Annotated in this window: 18 protein-coding genes; 11 read left to right on the top strand and 7 right to left on the bottom strand. The window is 65.4% G+C overall.

All coding sequences use genetic code 11. The features are described 5' to 3' along the window. The first annotated feature begins 63 nt into the window (after window positions 1–63). Window positions 64–1,071, top strand: a complete 1,008-nt coding sequence (locus ACVWWJ_RS22885; protein ID WP_456969622.1) for an LLM class flavin-dependent oxidoreductase — start codon at window positions 64–66, stop codon at window positions 1,069–1,071. Between the two features lie 4 nt (window positions 1,072–1,075). Beyond that, a complete protein-coding gene (locus ACVWWJ_RS22880) occupies window positions 1,076–1,501 on the top strand; it encodes a putative toxin-antitoxin system toxin component, PIN family (protein ID WP_456969621.1) in 426 nt (141 codons plus the stop codon). Window positions 1,502–1,568: 67 nt separating this feature from the next. Here the strand turns inward: ACVWWJ_RS22880 and ACVWWJ_RS22875 are convergent, their stop codons facing one another. Next, the gene (locus tag ACVWWJ_RS22875) at window positions 1,569–2,468 is read right to left on the bottom strand and encodes a LysR family transcriptional regulator (protein WP_456969620.1); all 900 of its coding nucleotides are present in this window, start codon (window positions 2,466–2,468) and stop codon (window positions 1,569–1,571) included. A 102-nt stretch (window positions 2,469–2,570) separates the two neighbouring features. Here ACVWWJ_RS22875 and ACVWWJ_RS22870 point away from each other — a divergent pair, with 102 nt between their 5' ends. Beyond that, on the top strand, window positions 2,571–3,281 hold the full coding sequence (locus ACVWWJ_RS22870; protein WP_456969619.1) for an SDR family oxidoreductase: 711 nt from the start codon (window positions 2,571–2,573) through the stop codon (window positions 3,279–3,281). A gap of 12 nt (window positions 3,282–3,293) precedes the next feature. Here ACVWWJ_RS22870 and ACVWWJ_RS22865 read toward each other — a convergent pair whose 3' ends face one another. Beyond that, window positions 3,294–3,941: a DUF6348 family protein gene (locus tag ACVWWJ_RS22865; protein WP_159894741.1), complete on the bottom strand. Its 648-nt coding sequence runs from the start codon at window positions 3,939–3,941 to the stop codon at window positions 3,294–3,296. Window positions 3,942–3,968: 27 nt separating this feature from the next. Beyond that, entirely contained in the window at window positions 3,969–4,802 is an 834-nt protein-coding gene (locus tag ACVWWJ_RS22860) for a DUF72 domain-containing protein (protein ID WP_456969618.1), read from the bottom strand. Window positions 4,803–4,853: 51 nt separating this feature from the next. Here ACVWWJ_RS22860 and ACVWWJ_RS22855 point away from each other — a divergent pair, with 51 nt between their 5' ends. Continuing rightward, window positions 4,854–5,474 carry a response regulator transcription factor gene (locus ACVWWJ_RS22855; RefSeq protein WP_159894745.1) on the top strand — a complete coding sequence of 207 codons (621 nt, stop codon included), beginning with the start codon at window positions 4,854–4,856 and terminating at the stop codon, window positions 5,472–5,474. A gap of 2 nt (window positions 5,475–5,476) precedes the next feature. Here the strand turns inward: ACVWWJ_RS22855 and ACVWWJ_RS22850 are convergent, their stop codons facing one another. Then, window positions 5,477–6,469, bottom strand: a complete 993-nt coding sequence (locus ACVWWJ_RS22850; protein ID WP_456969617.1) for a GlxA family transcriptional regulator — start codon at window positions 6,467–6,469, stop codon at window positions 5,477–5,479. A gap of 84 nt (window positions 6,470–6,553) precedes the next feature. Here ACVWWJ_RS22850 and ACVWWJ_RS22845 point away from each other — a divergent pair, with 84 nt between their 5' ends. The 3 genes from ACVWWJ_RS22845 to bla all read left to right on the top strand — a co-directional run bounded on the left by ACVWWJ_RS22845 (window position 6,554) and on the right by bla (window position 9,280). Then, window positions 6,554–7,195, top strand: a complete 642-nt coding sequence (locus ACVWWJ_RS22845) for an HD domain-containing protein (protein WP_456969616.1) — start codon at window positions 6,554–6,556, stop codon at window positions 7,193–7,195. An 87-nt stretch (window positions 7,196–7,282) separates the two neighbouring features. After that, window positions 7,283–8,377, top strand: a complete 1,095-nt coding sequence (locus tag ACVWWJ_RS22840; protein WP_456969615.1) for a PepSY-associated TM helix domain-containing protein — start codon at window positions 7,283–7,285, stop codon at window positions 8,375–8,377. A 105-nt stretch (window positions 8,378–8,482) separates the two neighbouring features. Then, window positions 8,483–9,280 (top strand): subclass B3 metallo-beta-lactamase, encoded by a 798-nt coding sequence (gene bla, locus ACVWWJ_RS22835; RefSeq protein WP_456969614.1) that lies wholly within the window; start codon window positions 8,483–8,485, stop codon window positions 9,278–9,280. A gap of 137 nt (window positions 9,281–9,417) precedes the next feature. Here bla and ACVWWJ_RS22830 read toward each other — a convergent pair whose 3' ends face one another. Together ACVWWJ_RS22830 and ligD are read right to left on the bottom strand one after the other, a co-directional pair. Then, complete coding sequence (locus tag ACVWWJ_RS22830) at window positions 9,418–10,308, bottom strand: acyltransferase (RefSeq protein ID WP_456969613.1); 891 nt, start codon at window positions 10,306–10,308, stop codon at window positions 9,418–9,420. Window positions 10,309–10,355: 47 nt separating this feature from the next. Next, on the bottom strand, window positions 10,356–12,956 hold the full coding sequence (ligD, locus tag ACVWWJ_RS22825) for a DNA ligase D (RefSeq protein ID WP_456969612.1): 2,601 nt from the start codon (window positions 12,954–12,956) through the stop codon (window positions 10,356–10,358). A 116-nt stretch (window positions 12,957–13,072) separates the two neighbouring features. Here ligD and ACVWWJ_RS22820 point away from each other — a divergent pair, with 116 nt between their 5' ends. The 3 genes from ACVWWJ_RS22820 (at window position 13,073) to ACVWWJ_RS22810 (ending at window position 16,783) form a co-directional block, all read left to right on the top strand. After that, on the top strand, window positions 13,073–14,014 hold the full coding sequence (locus tag ACVWWJ_RS22820) for a fimbrial protein (RefSeq protein ID WP_456969611.1): 942 nt from the start codon (window positions 13,073–13,075) through the stop codon (window positions 14,012–14,014). Between the two features lie 88 nt (window positions 14,015–14,102). Continuing rightward, the gene (locus tag ACVWWJ_RS22815; RefSeq protein WP_456969610.1) at window positions 14,103–15,791 is read left to right on the top strand and encodes a copper resistance system multicopper oxidase; all 1,689 of its coding nucleotides are present in this window, start codon (window positions 14,103–14,105) and stop codon (window positions 15,789–15,791) included. A gap of 170 nt (window positions 15,792–15,961) precedes the next feature. Then, window positions 15,962–16,783: a copper resistance protein B gene (locus tag ACVWWJ_RS22810; RefSeq protein ID WP_456969609.1), complete on the top strand. Its 822-nt coding sequence runs from the start codon at window positions 15,962–15,964 to the stop codon at window positions 16,781–16,783. Window positions 16,784–16,787: 4 nt separating this feature from the next. Here the strand turns inward: ACVWWJ_RS22810 and ACVWWJ_RS22805 are convergent, their stop codons facing one another. Then, window positions 16,788–17,492, bottom strand: coding sequence for an SDR family NAD(P)-dependent oxidoreductase (locus ACVWWJ_RS22805; protein WP_456969608.1), 705 nt, complete (start codon window positions 17,490–17,492; stop codon window positions 16,788–16,790). 108 nt (window positions 17,493–17,600) lie between these two features. Between ACVWWJ_RS22805 and ACVWWJ_RS22800 the strand changes: the two genes are divergently transcribed. Next, window positions 17,601–18,506, top strand: a complete 906-nt coding sequence (locus tag ACVWWJ_RS22800; RefSeq protein WP_159895647.1) for a LysR family transcriptional regulator — start codon at window positions 17,601–17,603, stop codon at window positions 18,504–18,506. Window positions 18,507–18,640: the final 134 nt, after the last annotated feature.

Here is an 18,640-nt window from a genome sequence, read left to right as displayed (position 1 = left end):
TCCCCGCCCATCTGGAACGGATTGGCGGTTCGTCCGCCTCCCCCTTTCAAGAGGTGTCTGCGGATGATTCCGTTCTCGGTACTCGACCTGTCCCCGGTGGCACGTGGCTCCAACCCCGGCGAATCGCTGCGCAACTCCCGCGATCTCGCCCAGCACGCCGAAGCGCTGGGCTTCCATCGCTACTGGCTGGCCGAGCACCACAACATGACCGGTATCGCCAGCGCGGCCACCTCGGTCGTGATCGGTTTCATTGCCGAAGGCACGAATACCATCCGCGTCGGCTCGGGCGGCATCATGTTGCCCAACCACGCACCACTGGTGATTGCCGAGCAGTTCGGCACCCTGGCTTCGTTGTATCCGGGCCGCATCGACCTCGGCCTCGGACGCGCTCCGGGCACGGACCAGGGCACCGCGCGTGCCTTGCGCCGCTCCATGGGCCCGAGCGACGACCGCTTCCCGGACGACGTGCAGGAACTGCAGCTGTTCCTGGGTCCGCAGCAGCCGGGGCAGACCGTTCGCGCGGTGCCGGGCATGGATACCAATGTGCCGCTTTGGCTGCTGGGCTCGAGCCTGTTCAGTGCGCAGCTCGCTGCCCACCTTGGCCTGCCCTTCGCGTTCGCCTCGCACTTCGCGCCGGACATGATGATGAAGGCGCTCGAGGTGTATCGGCATATGTTCCGCCCGTCCGCGGTGCTCGATAAGCCCTACGCGATGCTTGGCATCAATGTGGTGGCTGCCGAAACCGATGAGGAAGCGCGTCGCTTGTTCACCTCCCAGCAGCAGGCTTTCTGGAACCTGCGCCGCGGTGCGCCGGGTACGCTGCCGCCGCCGGTGAACTCGATGGACGGTGTGTGGACATCGATGGAGAAAGCGCAGGTTGACCATGCGCTCTCCTGTGCCGTGGTTGGCTCGCCCGACACCGTGCGCGACGGCCTTGCGGACTTCATCGCGCGCACGGGTGCGGACGAACTGATCATCACCGCGCAGATCTTCGATCACGCGGCGCGCAAGCAGTCCTATACCATCGTTGCCGAGCAGCACGCGAAACTTGCCGAGCGATCGGCGGCCTGATCGCATGCGCGTCGTCCTGGACACGAATGTCTGTCTCGACGCGTTCGTGTTCGAGGATCCACGTGTCGCGCCGCTGGTCGCGGCGCTTGAAGCAGGCGACGTCGAAGCGGTGACGCGGGCGGATTGCCGCGATGAGTGGGTGGGTGTGTTGCGCTACCCGGCGCTGAAGCTGGATGACGCGCGTCGGGCGGAGGCGGAGGCGCGTTTCGATCGGAGTGTTACGTTGTTGGATGGGGAGGCCATGGCGCCGCGCTCTGCATTGCCCCGCTGCCGCGATCCGGATGACCAGAAGTTCCTGGAGCTCGCTGCGGCGTCCGGGGCTTCATTCTTGTTTTCGCGTGATGCGGAAGTGCTTCGGTTGGGGCGACGGACGTTGCGTGATGGGTTGTTCGCGATAATGAAGCCTGAGGATTGGGCGGGGGTTCGGTAGTCTGGCCCGCTGCGCGGGATCGCCGATGAATCGGCTCCCACATGCTTCTCCACCGACACCAACCCCATCACCCCCAGCGCCACTCTTCCTTCAATTTCTCCGCACAAAAATCCACGAACCGCCGCACCTTCGGCGCCAGGTGCTGCGCATTCGCATACACCGCCTGCAAGGGTGCAGCGGGAATGGTGTAGTCAGCCAGCACGCGAACCAGGCGCCCGCTACCCAGGTCGTCGCCGACATCCCAGATCGACTTCTGCACGATGCCGCCACCGGCCAGCGCCAGCGTGTGGGCAGCTTCGCCGTCATTGGTGACGAAGGCCGGGTTCACGCGCACGGAGACCGGCTCGCCCGCGTGCTCGAAATGCCATTCGCGGGTCGGTTGCTCGCCGAAGACGATGCAGTCGTGACCGGTGAGCGCCACCGGTTCGGAGGGCAGGCCACGCCGGGCGAGATAGGAAGGCGCCGCGCACAGGACGCGGAAGTTGGGCGCCAGCGAACGGGCGATCATCGACGAGTCGGCCAGGCTTCCGAAGCGGATCGCCAGGTCGATGCCTTCGTCGACGATATCCACCAGCGCGTCGGTCAGTGTCAGGTGGACGTTGAGTTCGGGGTGATCCTGACGAAAGGCCACCGTGAGCGGTGCAATGCGGCGTCGCCCGAATGCCCGCGGCGCGTTGACGCGCAATACGCCAGCGACGGCATCGCGGCTGCGGGACACCGCTGCCTCCGCTTCCTGCACCTCAGCAAGGATGCGCACGCAGCGTGCGTGGAACGCCTCGCCCTCTTCCGTCAGCGACTGGCGGCGAGTGGTCCGCTGCAGAAGGCGTACGCCAAGGCGCGTTTCCAGCGCGGTCAGGCGTTTGCTGACCACAGCCAGGGAGAGGTCCAGATCGCGCGCCGCGGCGGAGAGGCTGCCTTCCGATACGATGCGGGCGAAGACGGTCAGTTCGAGCAGGTTGTCGATCATTCTTAGGCCCCGGGCAAGAGTCTTTCAGCCTCACGAGCCTTTGTCGGCTCCTGGGCAAGGATCATAGTGATCCCACCTTCTTCCCGCTTGCAGAGGCTCGCCATGTTTTCCTTCACGAATCAGGATGTCCTTGTGGTCGGTGGCAGCTCCGGCATCGGCCTGGCCACGGCGAAAGCGTTCGCAGCCGCCGGCGCGCGCGTGACCATTGCCTCGCGGTCGGCAGGCAAGCTCGATGCCGCCCTGAACGACATTGGCGGTGAAGCGAAGTCGCATGTACTGGACACCGGCGACGTCGAAGCCGTCGAAGCTTTTCTGTCTGCACACACGTGGAACCACGTGGTGGTCTCCGCCGCGAAAACGCCGAGCGGCCCCGTGCGCCAGCTTTCGCTGGAAGACGCGCACAAGGCCATGGAGAGCAAGTTCTGGGGGGCCTATCGTGTCGCTCGCGCAGCGCGCATCAAAGACGGCGGCTCGCTGACCATCGTCTCCGGTTTCCTCGCGGTCCGTCCCAGCGCCACATCGGTATTGCAGGGCGCGATCAACGCCGCACTCGAAAGCCTTGTGCGTGGCATGGCCCTGGAGTTCTCACCGGTACGCGTCAACGCGGTGTCCCCCGGCATGATCCGCACGCCCTTGTGGAGCGGCATGGACGCGGAAAAGCGTGAGGCCATGTTTGCCGCGGTCGCCGAGAAGCTGCCGGCGAAGCGCGCCGGCGAGCCCGAGGACATCGCCAACGCGATTCTCTACGCCGCCGCGACGCCGTTCACGACCGGCTCGACGATCACGGTGGACGGCGGCGGCTCGATCGCCTGAGCCGCTACCGCGTCAGTCCTGCGGCACCAGCGCGATGAAGTTACGCAGGCTGTAGTAGCGATCGAGCTGGGGCCATTCGACCGAGGCTATCGCCTTATGGCCGGCCGCCCAGGGCTCGTTGTCGAGAAGCACCTCGACCTGGGTCTTGCCGTCGCCGACGTTGCCGTAGAACACGCGGATCCAGTGCACGTCGTTGGTCAGCGGCGCGGTGGAAATCGCAGCCTCGAGGGCGGAGAGACCGTCTTCGGGGATTTCCATCGGGGCATCCTTCTCGCCACGTAACGTGAAGTCGCCGATATAGGCTTTGAAGCGATGTACGCCCGCCGTGAGTTCGTGCGTGGCGAGCTTCTCTTCGCTGGCCAGGTGCCAGCACGCAGCCAGCATCACGTAGAAGTCGTTGCGCGCGAAGCTGTCCAGCGCGTCGCGGCAACCGGCCTTGCCGGTGCCGATGCCGCCGAAACTCTCCTCGATGGTGCGCTCCTCGTCGAGCACGATATCGATATCGAGCCGCCCCATGCCGCCGTCCTTGCCTTCGTGCCAGATGCCACGCAAGGCGGGATAGTCATCCCCTTCGGTGAGCAGCCAGTCTTCGTCGGGCTCGAGTTCCACGCCGTGCTCGGCGAAAAGGTCGATGAGGGTGTTCTGGATGAGACGGTCCATGGGTCGTCCGTTCGGAAAAGAGGGAGATTATGCGGGGTTGGCGAGCTTGCCGAGCGCCACCGCAGCCGCGGGGTTGCGTTCCTTCGCCGCCGAGATGAAATAGACGAAGACATCCCGGGGTGGGCCCTTGGCCAGCGCGTCCGCCACATGCGGCAGGTCGAGGGGATCGCCACCGGCAGCCCAGGTCGCGGCATGCGCGGCCCAGGCCTTCAGCTCCTTCGCCGGGTAACCGTTCTTCTCGCTGGCCCGGCTGCGCATCAGGCGAGCATAGACGAAGGGGCCGGTCAGGTCGGCGAACGACGGGTGCTCCGGCGAGTCGGTGAACACGGTCGCCACGCCGCGATCGCGTGCCAGCTCGAGCCAGCGCTGGTCCATGAAGCTCTCGTTGCGCACCTCGACGGCATGCCGCAGCGTCACCCCGCCGGCCTTTTCAGGCAGCAGGTCGAGGAAGGCCGCCATGTCGTCCGGATCGAACGCGCGCGTGGCGAGGAACTGCCAGAGGATAGGTCCGAGGCGGTCGCCGAGCGCGCTGGCGCCTTCCACGAACCGCTCGATACGCTCGCCTGCCGTCGCCAGTTGCTTCGTCTGCACGATGTGGCGTGGCGCCTTGACCGAAAAGACGAAACCTTCGGGCGTCTCGGCCGCCCATTTGCGATATGTCTCAGCATCGGGAGCCCGGTAGTACGTCCCGTTGATCTCGATCACCGTGACCTGCCGGCTGGCGTATTCCAGTTCGCGCTTCTGCACGAGATCGTCCGGATAGAACACGCCTCGCCAGGGTGCGAACACCCAGCCGCCCATGCCGGTGCGGATGTGGCCGGGCGCCTTGGGCTTTTTCGCAACGCGTTTGCTTGCCGTCATCGGTCGATGCTCGCAAGTTCGTGGTGGAGGCGGTGTCGTTATACTCCGCCGATGCCACCTATTCGAATCATGACGGTCGACGATCATCCGCTTCTTCGCGAGGGGATCGCCGCCGTCATCGAAGGCCAGGACGAGCTCCGGCTGGTGGCGGAGGCGAGTACGGGCGAAGAGGCGATCGAGCGCTTTCGCGAGCATCGACCCGACCTCACCCTGATGGACCTGCAGATGCCCGGCATCGGCGGCATCGCCGCGATCGAAGCGATCCGTGGCGAGTTCCCCGACGCACGCATCCTGGTCCTCACCACCTACCGTGGCGACGTGCAGGCGTTGCGGGCGTTCCGCGCAGGGGCCCAGGGCTACCTGCTCAAGAGCGAACTGCGTAAAGACATGCTCAGCACCATTCGACAAATCATGGACGGCAAGCGCCGCGTACCCGAGGAGATAGCGCACGAGATGGCTGGACACGCAAACGACGACGAACTGACCCCGCGAGAGACCCAGGTACTGACCCGCGTCGCCATGGGCGAGGCCAACCGCGATGTCGCGGTGGCGCTGGGTATCGCCGAGGAGACGGTCAAGGCTCACATGAAGAGCATCCTTGCCAAGCTCGCGGCCAACGACCGCACACATGCCGTGGCCATTGCGCTACGGCGAGGCATCATCGAGATCTGACCCTAACGGGTACGGGCGTGGGCGTGTCGCTTGCGATATTCGGCCGGCGTCACGCCCACGCGGCGCATGAAGGCGCGGCGTAGCCCGTTGGCGTCGGCATAGCCGCAACGCGCCGCGACACGCTTCGGCGTCTCGTGGCCTTCCTCCAGCAGGCGCCGGGCCGCTTCCACGCGCATGGTCTCGACGAATTCCGCCGGCGTCATGCCTACCTCGTGTCGGAAGATCCGTGCGAAATGGCGCGGGCTCATGCCGACGCGTTCCGCCATGGCGCCCACCGAATGCTCTTCACCCGGATGTGCGGCGACGTAACGCTGCAGCTCCTGCAAGGCGCCGCGGCCGGCCGGCGCCGCCTCGCCGTGGCGACTGAACTGCAGTTGCCCGCCCGGACGCCGGTAGAACACCACCAGTTCGGCGGCCACCGCCATGGCGACGTCGCGCCCGAGGTCTTCCTCGACCAGGGCGATGGCCAGGTCCATGCCAGCGGTGACGCCTGCCGCCGTGCACACCGGCCCATCGCGAACGACAAAGGCATCGGCCTCCACCTGGAGGGAGGCATGACGCTCGGCGAGCAGGCTCGCCACTTTCCAGTGGGTGGTGACGCGACGGCCGTCGAGCAGGCCGGTCTGGGCGAAGAGCAGGGCGCCGCTGCAGATCGATCCGTAGCGGCGCGATACCGCCGCGTGCCGGCGCAGCCAGTCGAGCAGGCTGTAATCGGTGGCGGCGGAGGACAGGTCGGGCGAGCCGGCCACGAGCAAGGTATCGATCCGGTCGAGCGTTTCCAGGGTGCTGCGGTCCGGCAGGAAGCGCATACCGGAGGAGGCGGTGACGGCCAGCGGCGCGGTGCCCACGGTGAGCACCCGGTACACCTCGCGCCGGGTCTGCCGGTTGGCTTCGGCGAACACGTCGGCAGGCCCCGAAACGTCAAGCATCTGCACGCCGGGTGGAGCGACGATGGCGATCGTGAGGGGAGGTGGCGACTGCATGGTGCGCAACATGGCAGAAATTGCTACCACGAGTCAAATAAAGACGCATCGCGCAGGGAGTCCAATAGCTTCACCCACCGCATGAGGCCCAACGCCATGTCCACCACCATTGCCGGCATCGCCATTCCCGACAGCGCGCTCGCCCGCGAGATCACCGATCTGGTCCGCGATACCGAGACCGACCTGCTCTATCACCACTCCCGCCGGGTGTTCCTGTTCGGCGCCCTGACGGGCAAAAGCAAGGGCCTCGCCTTCGATCCGGAGCTGCTCTACGCCGGTGCCATGTTCCATGACATGGGCCTGGTGCCGGCGTATTCGAGCAAGACCGAGCGCTTCGAAGTCGATGGCGCCAACGTGGCTCGTGAGTTCCTGCGCTCGAAGGGCATGGACGAAGCCCAGATCGACATTGTCTGGGCCTCGATCGCGCTGCACACGACCCCCGGCGTTCCCCAGCACATGAAGCCGGAGATTGCCCTGGTCACGGCTGGTGTGGAAATGGACGTGCTCGGCCTCGGCTTCGAGAACGTCGCCACCAGCGATCGCGAAACCGTGGCGCAGATTCACCCGCGCGGCGACGCCTTCAAGGAAGGCATCATCGACGCCTTCTACAACGGCGTCCGTAACAAGCCGGAGACCACGTTCGGCAATGTGAAAGCCGACGTCATGGCCTACAAGCAGCCCGGATTCAAGCGCACCGACTTCACCCAGTGCATCCTGCACAACCACTGGCCGTCCTGAAACAACGGGTCGCAGAAACCTGTGAATTGATCTGATAATCATTCGCACCTACGATGACGGCCTTTCGCTTCCCGCAAGGCCGTCTTCATGCCGCACCCGCGCCGTTTCCGTTCCGCCCTGAAGACGATGCACCTGTGGCTGGGGCTGAGCCTGGGCCTCGTACTGGCCCTGGTGACCCTTTCCGGCAGCATCATGCTGTGGGAAGACCCCCTGATTGCGGCCGGCCACCCGCAACTCACCTCGCGACCGCTGCCTGACCTGGCGACCCAGGGCCGTTCGCTGGCGACCCTGCTGTCGTCCCCGGAAGGCAAGGGACTGCGTGGGCTTTCCCTGCCCGATGACGAATTGCCGGTGTGGGAGGCACAGGAGCGTGGCGGCGGCCGCAGCTATTTCGATGCCACCACCGGCGAGCTGCTCCTGCATCGTGAAAAGACCGGTGATGTGCTGCTGATGCTCATGGACTGGCACACGCACCTGCTCAGTGGCGAAGTGGGCGAGACCATCCTCGGCGTCGTCGCCTTCACAGGCCTGTTCATGCTCTTCTCGGGTGTGTGGCTGTACTGGCCAGGACGCCGGCGCGCACTGAAACACCTCAAGCCGCACACGAACCCGCCGGTGCTGCGCTGGGCGAGCTTCCACCGTTTCGTCGGTGTGGCTGCCCTTCCCCTGCTCATCGTCATGATCGGCACCGGTACGACCATGGCCTATCGCGGTGCCGTCCGTAACGGCCTCGCATCCGCGTTCAGCGAAGCCCCGCCGGCCAAGCCGCCGAAGCTTCCGCCCGCACACGGCAAGGTCGACTGGCCGGCCGTGCTCGCCGCGGCGCAGGCCGCCGCGCCCGATGCGGAAATCACCCGGGTCATGCTGCCGCAGAAGGACAGTGGCACCCTGGTGCTGCGTGTGCGCCGTCCCGGTGAGTGGAACAAGGACGGGCGCAGCTCGTTGTGGATGGACCCCCAGGCCGCCCGCGTGATCGGCGGCGACGACGCGACGAAACTCGGCCCTGGCCTGCGCCTCGCGAATGCCCTCTTCCCGATCCATTCGGCAGCCGTGGGCGGCATGCTCTGGCGCATCGTGGCCTGCATCACCGGCATGCTGCCGATGTTCCTGCTCGTCACCGGCTTCCTCTTCTGGCGCGCCCGCCAGCGGCGCCCGGCGGTGCAGACGGCTGCTGCTGGTTGATCCATTCGCAGCTGCTATCCCTGCCACAACTTCGCCCCCACCCAAACAGCCGAACGCCCCACCCGCCCGCCTATCCTTCCCCGTCTAACCACAGGGATCATCAATATGCGCCGCACCCTGCTCGCCCTCGCCTGCTGCACCGCCCTGCCCGCCTTCGCCAGCGATCCCGCATGGACGCAGCCGGTCGCACCCCATGTCATTTACGGCAACACGTACTTCGTCGGCACGAAGGGCCTGTCGTCCGTGCTGATCACCTCGCCGCAGGGCCACGTGCTGATCGACGGGCCGCTTACGGCGAACGCGACGCTGATCGAGGCGAATATTCGCAAGCTCGGCTTCCGCGTGGAAGACATCAAGCTGATCCTCAACACGCACGCGCATCACGATCACGCCGGTGCCATCGCGCAGTTGGCGAAGGACAGTGGCGCACCCGTACGCGCGACGGCGAAGGGTGCGGCGGCGATGCAACTGGGCGGTAAGTATCCCGAAGACCCGCAATACGACCCGGGCGACAAGGCGTATCCGAAGGTCGATGCGCACGGCGATATCGTCGATGGCACCGTAGTGCATGTGGGCCAGCTGACCCTTACCGCGCACATCACGCCGGGGCATACACCGGGCGGCACGGCGTGGACGTGGCAGTCATGCGAAGGCACCTCATGCAAGAACATCGCTTTCGCCGACAGCCTGTATGCGTTCAAGGCGGACAGCTATCGCTTCAGTGATCACCCGGCTTACGTCGCCGAGTTCCGCAAGACTTTTGATCGCGTCGCCGCATTGCCGTGCGATGTCCTGATTACGCCGCACCCGGAACAAGGCGAAGGCAAGACGTGCAAGACCTACGCCGACGCCGGCCGCGAACGCCTGGACGAAGTTTTGGCAAAGGAAGCGGCCACCCCGTAGGAGCAGCACGATGCGGGGGGCGAGCTTCAGCTCTCTGTGGGAGCCGATTTATCGGCGATGGGCGTGCCGCATCCTCGCTTCGTTGGCTTTTCGCCGCTGAAGCGGCTCCCACATCGGAGCGGCTCCTGCCCTGCCTTTTACGGTCTGAGCATCGCCGCGATTCGTGCATCTTTCTCGGTCCACAGCTGGTTGACCCAGTTCTGGAAGCGCTCGCGGTACACCGCATCGTTCTCGTAATCGCCGCGCATCGACGGATCGATGGCGAGTCGGCGAATGTGGATGCGTACCTCGCGAATACGACCGGCAATCAGATCCATCATCGTGCCCGGCCCGGCCGGGTAAACGATGGTGACGTCGAGCATCTGGCGGATCGCATCGCCCATGGCGTCGATCACGAAAGCGACGCCGCCGGCCTTCGGCCGCAACAGGTGCGTATACGGTGACTTCTGCGCGTCGTGCTTGCCCTTGGTGAAGCGTGTGCCTTCGGTGAAGTTCATCACCGACACCGGCACGTGGCTGAATTTCTCGCAGGCACGACGGGTCGCTTCGCGATCCTTGCCACGCAGCTCCGGGTGCGCCTCGAGTTCCTGCTTCGAATGACGCTTCATGAAGGGGAAGTCCAGCGCCCACCAGGCCGGCCCGAGCAGCGGCACCCAGATCAGCTGGCTCTTCAGGAAGAAACGCATGAAGGGAATGCGCTTGTTGAAGATCTTCTGCAGCGCGGGGATATCCACCCAGCTCTGGTGGTTGCACACCACAAGATAATTCTCACGTGTGCTTAGTCCATCCAGTCCTTCGATCTGCCACTGCGTGCGGGTGAACGCACCGAACAGCCAGCTGTTGATGCTCAGCCAGCTCTCCGCGATATGCACCAGGACCGGGGCGAATCCGTTGCGCATGCTGCGCACCGGGATGATCAGGCGAACCAGCGTCAGCAGCAGGAGCGGCAGGACATGCACCACCGTGCTCACGAACAGCAGCAGGCAGGCGAGGGGGATGCGCAGTAGTCGGGGGAGCGAAACGAACATAGGGTCGTCACGGAGGAATGAGGCGGCAGTTTACTTGGATCGCCCGGCTAGCGTGCCGAGAGGGTCTCATTCACGGCATCGAGGTCCTGTTTCACCGTGTCGATGCCTTCCCAGGGGTCCTTCTTCAGGCGCGCCAGCCTCTTGGGCACGGTGGTGAGATCGAAGGCGTTGCCGGATTTGAGCTTGCCCAGCTCCTCCCAGCGCAGCGGAACGGCCACCGGGGCACCCGGACGGGAACGCAGGGAATACGAGGCCACCGCCGTGGCGCCGCGGCCGTTGCGCAGGTAGTCGATATAGATCTTGCCGCGCCGGAAGCGTTTGCTCGCCGTCGCGACGAACTCCAGCGGATGCAGCTGGGCGAGGGTGTCGGCGAAGCTATGTGCGAAGCCCTTCACTGTCGTCCAGTCGGCCCCCGGGTTCAGCGGCACGACCACGTGCAGACCCTTGCCGCCTGTCGTGCGCACGAAGGAGACGAGCCCTAGCTGTTCGAGGAAGCCTCTTACCATCCGTGCCGCGGCAATGACGCGTCGCCATTCGACGTCTTCACCAGGGTCGAGATCGAAGACCACGCGGTCGGCGATGTCCGGCGAGCCAATGTGCGAACCCCAGGGATGGAATTCGACGGCGCCGAATTGCACGAGTTCGATCACGCCTGCCTCGTCCTTCGGATACAGATAGACAGCCTGTGAGCCGGTTTCTTCCTTCAGCTTTGCCGTGCCAACGTGTTCGAGGCCAGCCATGACGTGCTTCTGGAAAAAACACGGTGAGCCGATACCGCCGGGGCAGCGGATGGTCGAGGTAGGGCGGTCGGCGATGGCGGGCAACAGCCACGGCATGACTGCCCGGTAATAGTCGACGACCTGCTGTTTGGTAACGCCGTCGTCAGGAAACACCACGCGATCGGGATGCGTGATGACGATGGACCCTGCCGTATCGGTGTGTCCTCGTCCGCTCCCCTTCGCGGCTCGTGCTGAAGATTCTTTCTTATTGCCTCGTGCCAACTTGGGAGCTGGCTTCGTGGCGATATCGCGATCCGAGCTACGCAGATCCTTCGGAGCCTTGTCGACGCGCAGGGTTTTCAAGCTCGGCTGGCGCAGGAGGTTCTTGTTGCCGATACCGCGGTAATAGACCTCGGCCACCGCGGTCGGTGGCACCCACAGCGCGCCACGCAGGGTAGGGTCGACGGCATCGATGCGCACACTCGGTGTCTTCGAGCCGCCCTTCGCAAGCGTCTTGCCGAGCTCGCGCAGCATCTCGTCGGTAAAGCCCGTACCCACGCGCCCAACATAGGTCCAGCCGCCGTCGGGGTCCGGTCTGGCCAGAAGCAGCGAGCCGAAGGTCAACCGCGAGCCCTTCGCCGGCGTGTAGCCGACCACGGCGAACTCGTCACTTTCCAGCCGTTTGATCTTCAGCCAATCGTCGTTTCGCCCACTTCGATACGCTCCGTCCGCGCGTTTGGAAATGATGCCCTCGAGTTTCTGCTCCATCGCCATGGCGAACACCTGGTCGCCGTCGCCCAGGTTGTGGCCGCTGTACGAGAGCAAGTGGGGCGAATGGGAGAGCAGTCGTTCAAGCAGGGCCTTGCGCTCGTTCAACGCGACCTTGCTGAGGTCGTAGCCCTGCAGGTAAGGCATATCGAAGAGCATATAGGCGAGTGGTGCCTGCATCTCGCCCGATAAGGTGCGTTGCAACGCGTTGAAGTCGCTGCGGCCCTGCGCATCCAGCGCAATGAGCTCGCCGTCGAGACGAGCGCTATCCAGGCCGAGGCCTTCGATAGCGGCGACGATCTCCGGGAGCCGGTCGTTCCAGGGCAGGGCGTTGCGTGACCAAAGCATCACCTTTCCCTTGGCGACGCTGGCCAGGATGCGGTAGCCGTCCCACTTCACCTCATGAAGCCAGGCCTCACCCTGGGGAGGCGTCTCGCGCAGCTTGGCAAGCTGGGGAGCGAAGAAGTCCGTCGACGCCTTGTCCTTGCGCGCGCCTTCGAGTGCGCCGGCGTCCCGGGTGAGTGTCGTGACGGGGACGCGGCGCGCTTTCGGCTTAGCCTTCGGCCGTGCTTTTCCTGCAACTGCCGTTTTCTTCGCCGCGACCTTCGCTGGCGATGCCCTGGTCGCGCGTCGGGTGCTCTCCCGCATCTTTGCATCCATCAGGTCGTCCGCTTCGATGTCACTCGCGTAGGCGTCGCTTGCCTTGATCAGGAACCACGAAGGCTGGCGCTCCTTCTTGCCACTGCGTACCAGGTGCCAGCTACCTTTGAGGCGCTTGCCGAACAGTTCGAATGTGAGATGGCCCTTGCGCAGCTGTGCTTCGACATCGCCGGCCGTGGACCACACACCGCGATCGAAGGTGTCGACGTGGCCTTTGCCGTAACCCTCATCGATATCCCCCTCGAAATCCGCGTAGGACACCGGATGGTCCTCCACCTCGACAGCGAGTCGCTTCACCTTGGGGTCGAAACTCGGTCCCTTGGGCACGGCCCAGCTACGCAAGGCATCGCCTACCTGCAACCGGAAGTCGAAGTGTCGCCGCGAGGCGTGGTGAAGCTGGACGACGAAGATGGCGCGTCCGCGCGCACCGGCCGAGCCGTCGGGCGGTGGCTCGCGTGTCCTGGCGAAGTCACGTTTGCGACGGTATTCCTGCAGGCTCATGCGCGGATCATTGGCTCGACGCGGTGAATGGACCGTCATCTTTCAGCATTCCCTGATGGGCCGGGCGTGAAAGCGGCAGCAGACTCGATGCCGCCCCCTCCCGTGAAGCCACCGCCATGTCCAACGCCAGCGCTGTCCGTTTCGCCTGCCTGCTCGCCCTCTCGTTCGCTCTGCCGGCGCAGGCAGGCTGCCTTAGCTATCCCTCGCAAGGCGGGCCCCAAGGCCTCTCTTTTGGCGCCGTGCAGGTTCCGGTCGATGCACCGGCGGGAACCGTCCTTGCAGAAAGAAACACCGCGGGGTGGACGTCCGCCAAGTTCAAATGCGTCAAGCCGACGCGCACGTCCGGGCTCGGCATTTTCGCGACGCCCAGTGCGCGGGGGGAGGGCATCTACAGCACCAACGTACCGGGCGTCGGCATACGGGTGTATTTCGACAACGGTCAGCACGGTGAGCGTCTCGTGCCCGATCGCGAACACATCCCGTGGACATTCAGCGCCCCCCTGAGGAACGCACACTTCCGCGTGCAGCTCATCAAGACCGACACCGTGGACACCGGCGGCCCGCTTACGCAGGGAACCCTGGCGCGCGGTGGTTTCGACGATCGTGCGCAGGCCTGGGTAGACCTCGGCGACACGCGCGTTGAACCCGAGCGGCCGACCTGCGCCTTCACCTCGCGCAACCTCGCCTTCGCGCTCGGCAAGGTCGATGGGCGTGACCTTCTTGTCGCCGGAAGCAGTCCCTGGGTCTCACAGGCCCTCGTCTCGACCGGTTGCCAGCGGGCCACCCAGATCCTGATGAGCTTCACCGCGCCCGCCGACGACCACGATGCCTCGCTGTTCAAGATCACCGGCGCAAGCCCCGCGACGGGCGTCGCCGTCGAACTACGCAGCGACGACCCTGACGAGCAGGCCATTCCCAACAGCCTGCTCCCGCTGGTCCTTCCCGCCGTGCGCGAAGGGCGCAGCTACGGGTTCCGTGCACGCTATCGCCGCGTGGGGCAGACGGTGACCCCCGGTGAGGCAAATGCGTCCATCGTGGTCAACGTGCACTACCGCTAGACCGCACGGAGGCTTCTCCAGAGTTGTCGCCGGTCATCCATGCTCGCTACGCTCGGCATTCTTTCGATGTTCCGGGCCAACCCCACGCATGCGCGACCAAGGCGAACCGACCATTCATCTGCCTCGCCGCCGCTTCGTCCAGGGTCTGGCGGTGGCCGGCATCGGGCTGGGCTTCGGCGTCGTCAGGCCGGCCTCGGCGACCGAGCCGATGCGAAGTGCGGGCGAGTTGTCGGGCGTCGACATGACGCTCGACATCCGCCAGGCCGCAGTCGACTTCACGGGTCGCGCGCGAACGGCGGTCACGGTGAACGGTGGCGTTCCCGGCCCGACGCTTCACTGGCGCGAAGGCGAGTCGATCACCTTGCGTGTGCGCAACCAGCTCGACACGGTCTCTTCGATCCACTGGCATGGGCTGGTCGTACCCTTCGACCAGGATGGCGTGCCCGGCCTGAGCTTCGACGGTATTCCGGCACGCAGTGAGTTCACCTACCGCTTTCCGGTGAGGCAATCGGGTACTTACTGGTATCACGCACATAGCCGTTTCCAGGAGCAGAGTGGGCTCTATGGCGCCATCGTCATCGCGCCGAAAGACGGCGAACGCCACGCGGTGGATCGCGAGCACGTCATCCTCATCAGCGACTGGACAGACGAAGATCCCGAGCGCGTCTACGCAAAGCTGCGTTCGCGCAGCGACATCTACAACTTCAGCCAGCCTACGGTCGCCGACTTCGTGGGCGATGCGCGTGCCAAGGGCTTTGGTGACGCCGTTGCCATGCGGCGCATGTGGAACCGCATGCGGATGAACCCGACCGACCTCGCCGATGTGTCGGGCGCCACGTACACCTATCTCGTCAATGGCACCGCACCGGCAGGCAACTGGACTGGCCTGTTCCGGCCGGGTGAGCGAGTGCGCCTGCGCCTGATCAACGGTTCGTCCAATTCGATCTTCGACCTGCGCATTCCGGGTCTGCGCCTCAGCGTGGTGGCGGCGGATGGCCAGGACGTCGAGCCGGTGACCGTGGACGAGTTGCGTCTTTCCGCGGCGGAGACCTACGACGTGATCGTCGAACCCCGCGAGGATCGTGCCTACACCATCTTTGCCCAGTCGATCGACCGCTCCGGCTTCGCCCTCGCGACGTTGGCGCCTCGCGAGGGCATGCGGGCCGAGGTACCGGCGCTCGACGCAAAGCCACGGCTTTCGATGCGCGACATGATGGGTTCGATGGCCGAAGGCAGCGGTGACGCCGGCACCATGGTGATGGCACACCACGCGAGTACCGAGTACGGCCCCGGCACCGACATGCGTGTGGATATGCCGCGCACCAATCTCGACGACCCCGGTGTCGGCCTGCGCGAACGCAGCCACCGAGTGCTTACCTACGCCGACCTGCACACCGTCGGCGGCTCGCTGGACACGCGCGAACCGGGGCGGACGATCGAACTGCACCTTACCGGCAACATGGAGCGCTTTGCGTGGTCGTTCGACGGCGTGAAGTATTCCGCGGCGACGCCGGTGCACTTCCGGCGCGGCGAGCGTCTGCGGGTGCGCCTGGTCAACGACACCATGATGAACCACCCGATCCACCTGCATGGCATGTGGAGCGAGGTGGAATCGCCGGACGGCGAGTTCCTCGTCCGCAAGCACACGGTGAACGTGCAGCCTGCGCAGCAGGTGACTTACGCGGTGAACGCGAACAACCCCGGACGGTGGGCCTTCCATTGCCACATGCTGTACCACATGGAAGCGGGCATGTTCCGCGAAGTGGTGGTGTCGTGAGGCGCATGGCGATTGCCCTCCTGGCGCTTGGATGCGTCGCGCCGGCGATGGCGCAGGAAGCGCAAGGCATGCAGGACATGCCCGGAATGCAACATCCAGCACCAGCACCAGCACCAGCACCAGCACCAACACCGGCGCCAACGCAGGAAGGCTCACAGGACGCGCACGACATGTCGACGATGCCTGGTATGTCGCCCAAGCCCCAGATGTCGGACATGAGCATGCCTGGCATGAACATGTCCGGCATGAAGATGGGCGCCATGCAGGGTGGCGAGGCACCTGCCGACGCGCGCAGCCCGGATTGGTCCGACGGTGTGCCATCCAGCGCCATGCACGGCATGGCCATGAAGGACATGGACGATACCGCTCCCGTCGGCATGCTCTTGCTGGACCGACTCGAATCCTTCGCGGGGCAGGGCGGTCACGGCCAGTCGTGGGAAGCGGAAGGCTGGTACGGCAACGACGCCGACAAACTCTGGCTACGCAGTGAAGGCGAGCGCGAAGACAATCGTCCGCGTGATGGCGACGTCGAATTGCTCTGGAGCCACGCGGTCGCGACCTACTGGGACACCCAGCTCGGCGTTCGTCGCGATCTCGGCGAAGGGCCGAAACGCAACTGGGCGGCATTCGGCGTGCAAGGTCTCGCGCCGTACTGGTTCGAGCTGGAAGCCACGGCATATGCGGGGGAGGGCGGCCGTACCGCCGTGCGCGTGCGCGCGGAATACGAGCTGCTGTTTACCCAGCGACTCATCCTGCAACCGGAGATCGAGGTCAACGCCTACGGCAAGGACGACGTGCAGCGCCAGCTTCGGTCAGGCGTTTCCAGCGTCGAAGGCGGCTGGCGCCTGCGTTACGAGATCCGCCGCTCGATCGCGCCGTACGTCGGTGTCTCCTGGGAACACCTGACGGGCAGCACCGCCGACCTTGCTCGCAACGACGGCCGTCGTGTCACGGACCGGCGCTGGGTCGCCGGTATCCGGATCTGGCTTTAACGACTTACCAGGGCAGCGTCTGGCCCTGGTAGTTGACGTAATGGGCGCCGGCCTTGCCGCGATGCGCTTCGATCACATCGACGACGCGCGGAATGCTTTCCTCGATCGACAGGGCCGCGTCGGCTCCGCCCATGTCCGTGCGTACCCAGCCCGGCGCGATGGCGAGCACCGCGCGAGGATCACCATGACGTGCGTTGGCGAAGCTGCGCAGCATCTGGTTGAGGGCTGATTTGCTCGCGCGGTAGACGGTCCAGGCGCCGTCTGCATTGTTCGCGATGCTGCCCAGGCCCGACGACATCACGCCCAGCGTGCCGGAGCGTGGCACCAGTGACTCGAAAGATTCGAGCACGCGCATCGGACCAAGCACGTTGGTCGCCATCACGTGGGCGAACTCCTCATCGGAGATAGTGGCGCCGTTGGCGTCGCGCGCTTGGGTCATCACGCCGGCGTTGACGAACACCAGGTCGAACGCGGTGCCATCGAGCGTCCGGCGCAGGGCATCGATGTCGCTGCCTCGGGCGATATCGGCATGTTCGACGCGAAGGCGCCCCTCCGACGTTTCCGCGAGCGCAGCCAGCGCGGTGGGTGTCTCGCTGCGCACCGTGGCGACGACGTGCCAGTCGCGGCGCAGGTATTCCTCGACGAGGGCAAGCCCCAGGCCGCGGCTGGCGCCGAGGATGAGGGCGGTACGTGCTTGGGTATCGGTCACGGGTGGCTCCGGGGCGTGGGGATGAGGTACAGGGTAGGCGCCCACGTCTATTGACGGAATATGCGCCGAGGCAGATCTTTCGTGACTCACGATCACGAGTCGCCTCTCATGTCTTCCGACGGCCGCCTGCTCGGCAACCTCAGTGTTCTGGTTTCCGTGGTCGAGACCGGCAACTTTGCCCGTGCGGCCGATGCCCTGGGTCTCTCGCCTTCCGGGGTGAGCCGGGCCGTGAGCCGGCTGGAAGAGCGGCTCGGCGTTCGTTTACTGCACCGAACGACCCGCTCGGTCACCCTGACCGATGAAGGCGAGCGCCTCTATGCCCAGGTCGGGCCGCTGCTCTCGGGCATCGAAGACGCGGCTCTGGCTGCGGCGGGCGACTCACAGGCGGTGCGCGGCCGGCTACGGGTCAGCCTCGACGCTATGTTCGCCCGCCAGGTGATCGCGCCGCATCTTGCCGACTTCCTCGCGCGCTACCCAGCACTGGAGCTCGAGATCGTGACCCGCGACGAGCTCGGCGACCTCGTCGCCGAGGGCATCGATGTCGCCGTGCGCTTCGGCGTGCCGCCCTCCTCGTCCCTGATCGGGCGCAAATTGCTCGAGACCCGGGTACTCACGGTGGCCGCACCGGCCTATCTGGCCCAGCATGGTCGCCCGGCCACGCCGAAGGACCTCGCCAGTCACCGGTGCATCCAGTTCCGCGATCCGGTCACCCGGCGTCCGTTCGAGTGGGAGTTTCACCGCAAGGGCAAGGTCGTGCCGGTCGACACCACGGGTCCGTTGCTCGTCACGGATTCGGGAATCATGTTCGCCGTGTGCATCGCTGGCGCGGGGATCGCGCAGGTGCTGGCCGTGAGCGTGCAGGACGCGCTGGCTGACGGCCGGTTGGTCGAACTCTTTCCGGACTGGGCGGAGGAGAGCTTTCCCCTGTACGCCTTCTATCCATCTCGCAAGAACTCCCCGCCGAAGGTGCGCGCATTCGTCGACTTCTGCGTGGAGCTGGCCTCGCCAGCGTGAGGGTTCTGAGCAAGTCTTGATCATTTCGCCCGGATCAAAATATCCATAACGCGACAGCCTTCACAACTCAAATGTGATGCACATCACACTTATCGGCTAACATGCCGAAAACGCGCACGTGCCTACATCGGCCA

The organism is Luteibacter sp. HA06, from assembly GCF_054061215.1.
This window is presented reverse-complemented; position numbering and strand designations above follow the sequence as displayed.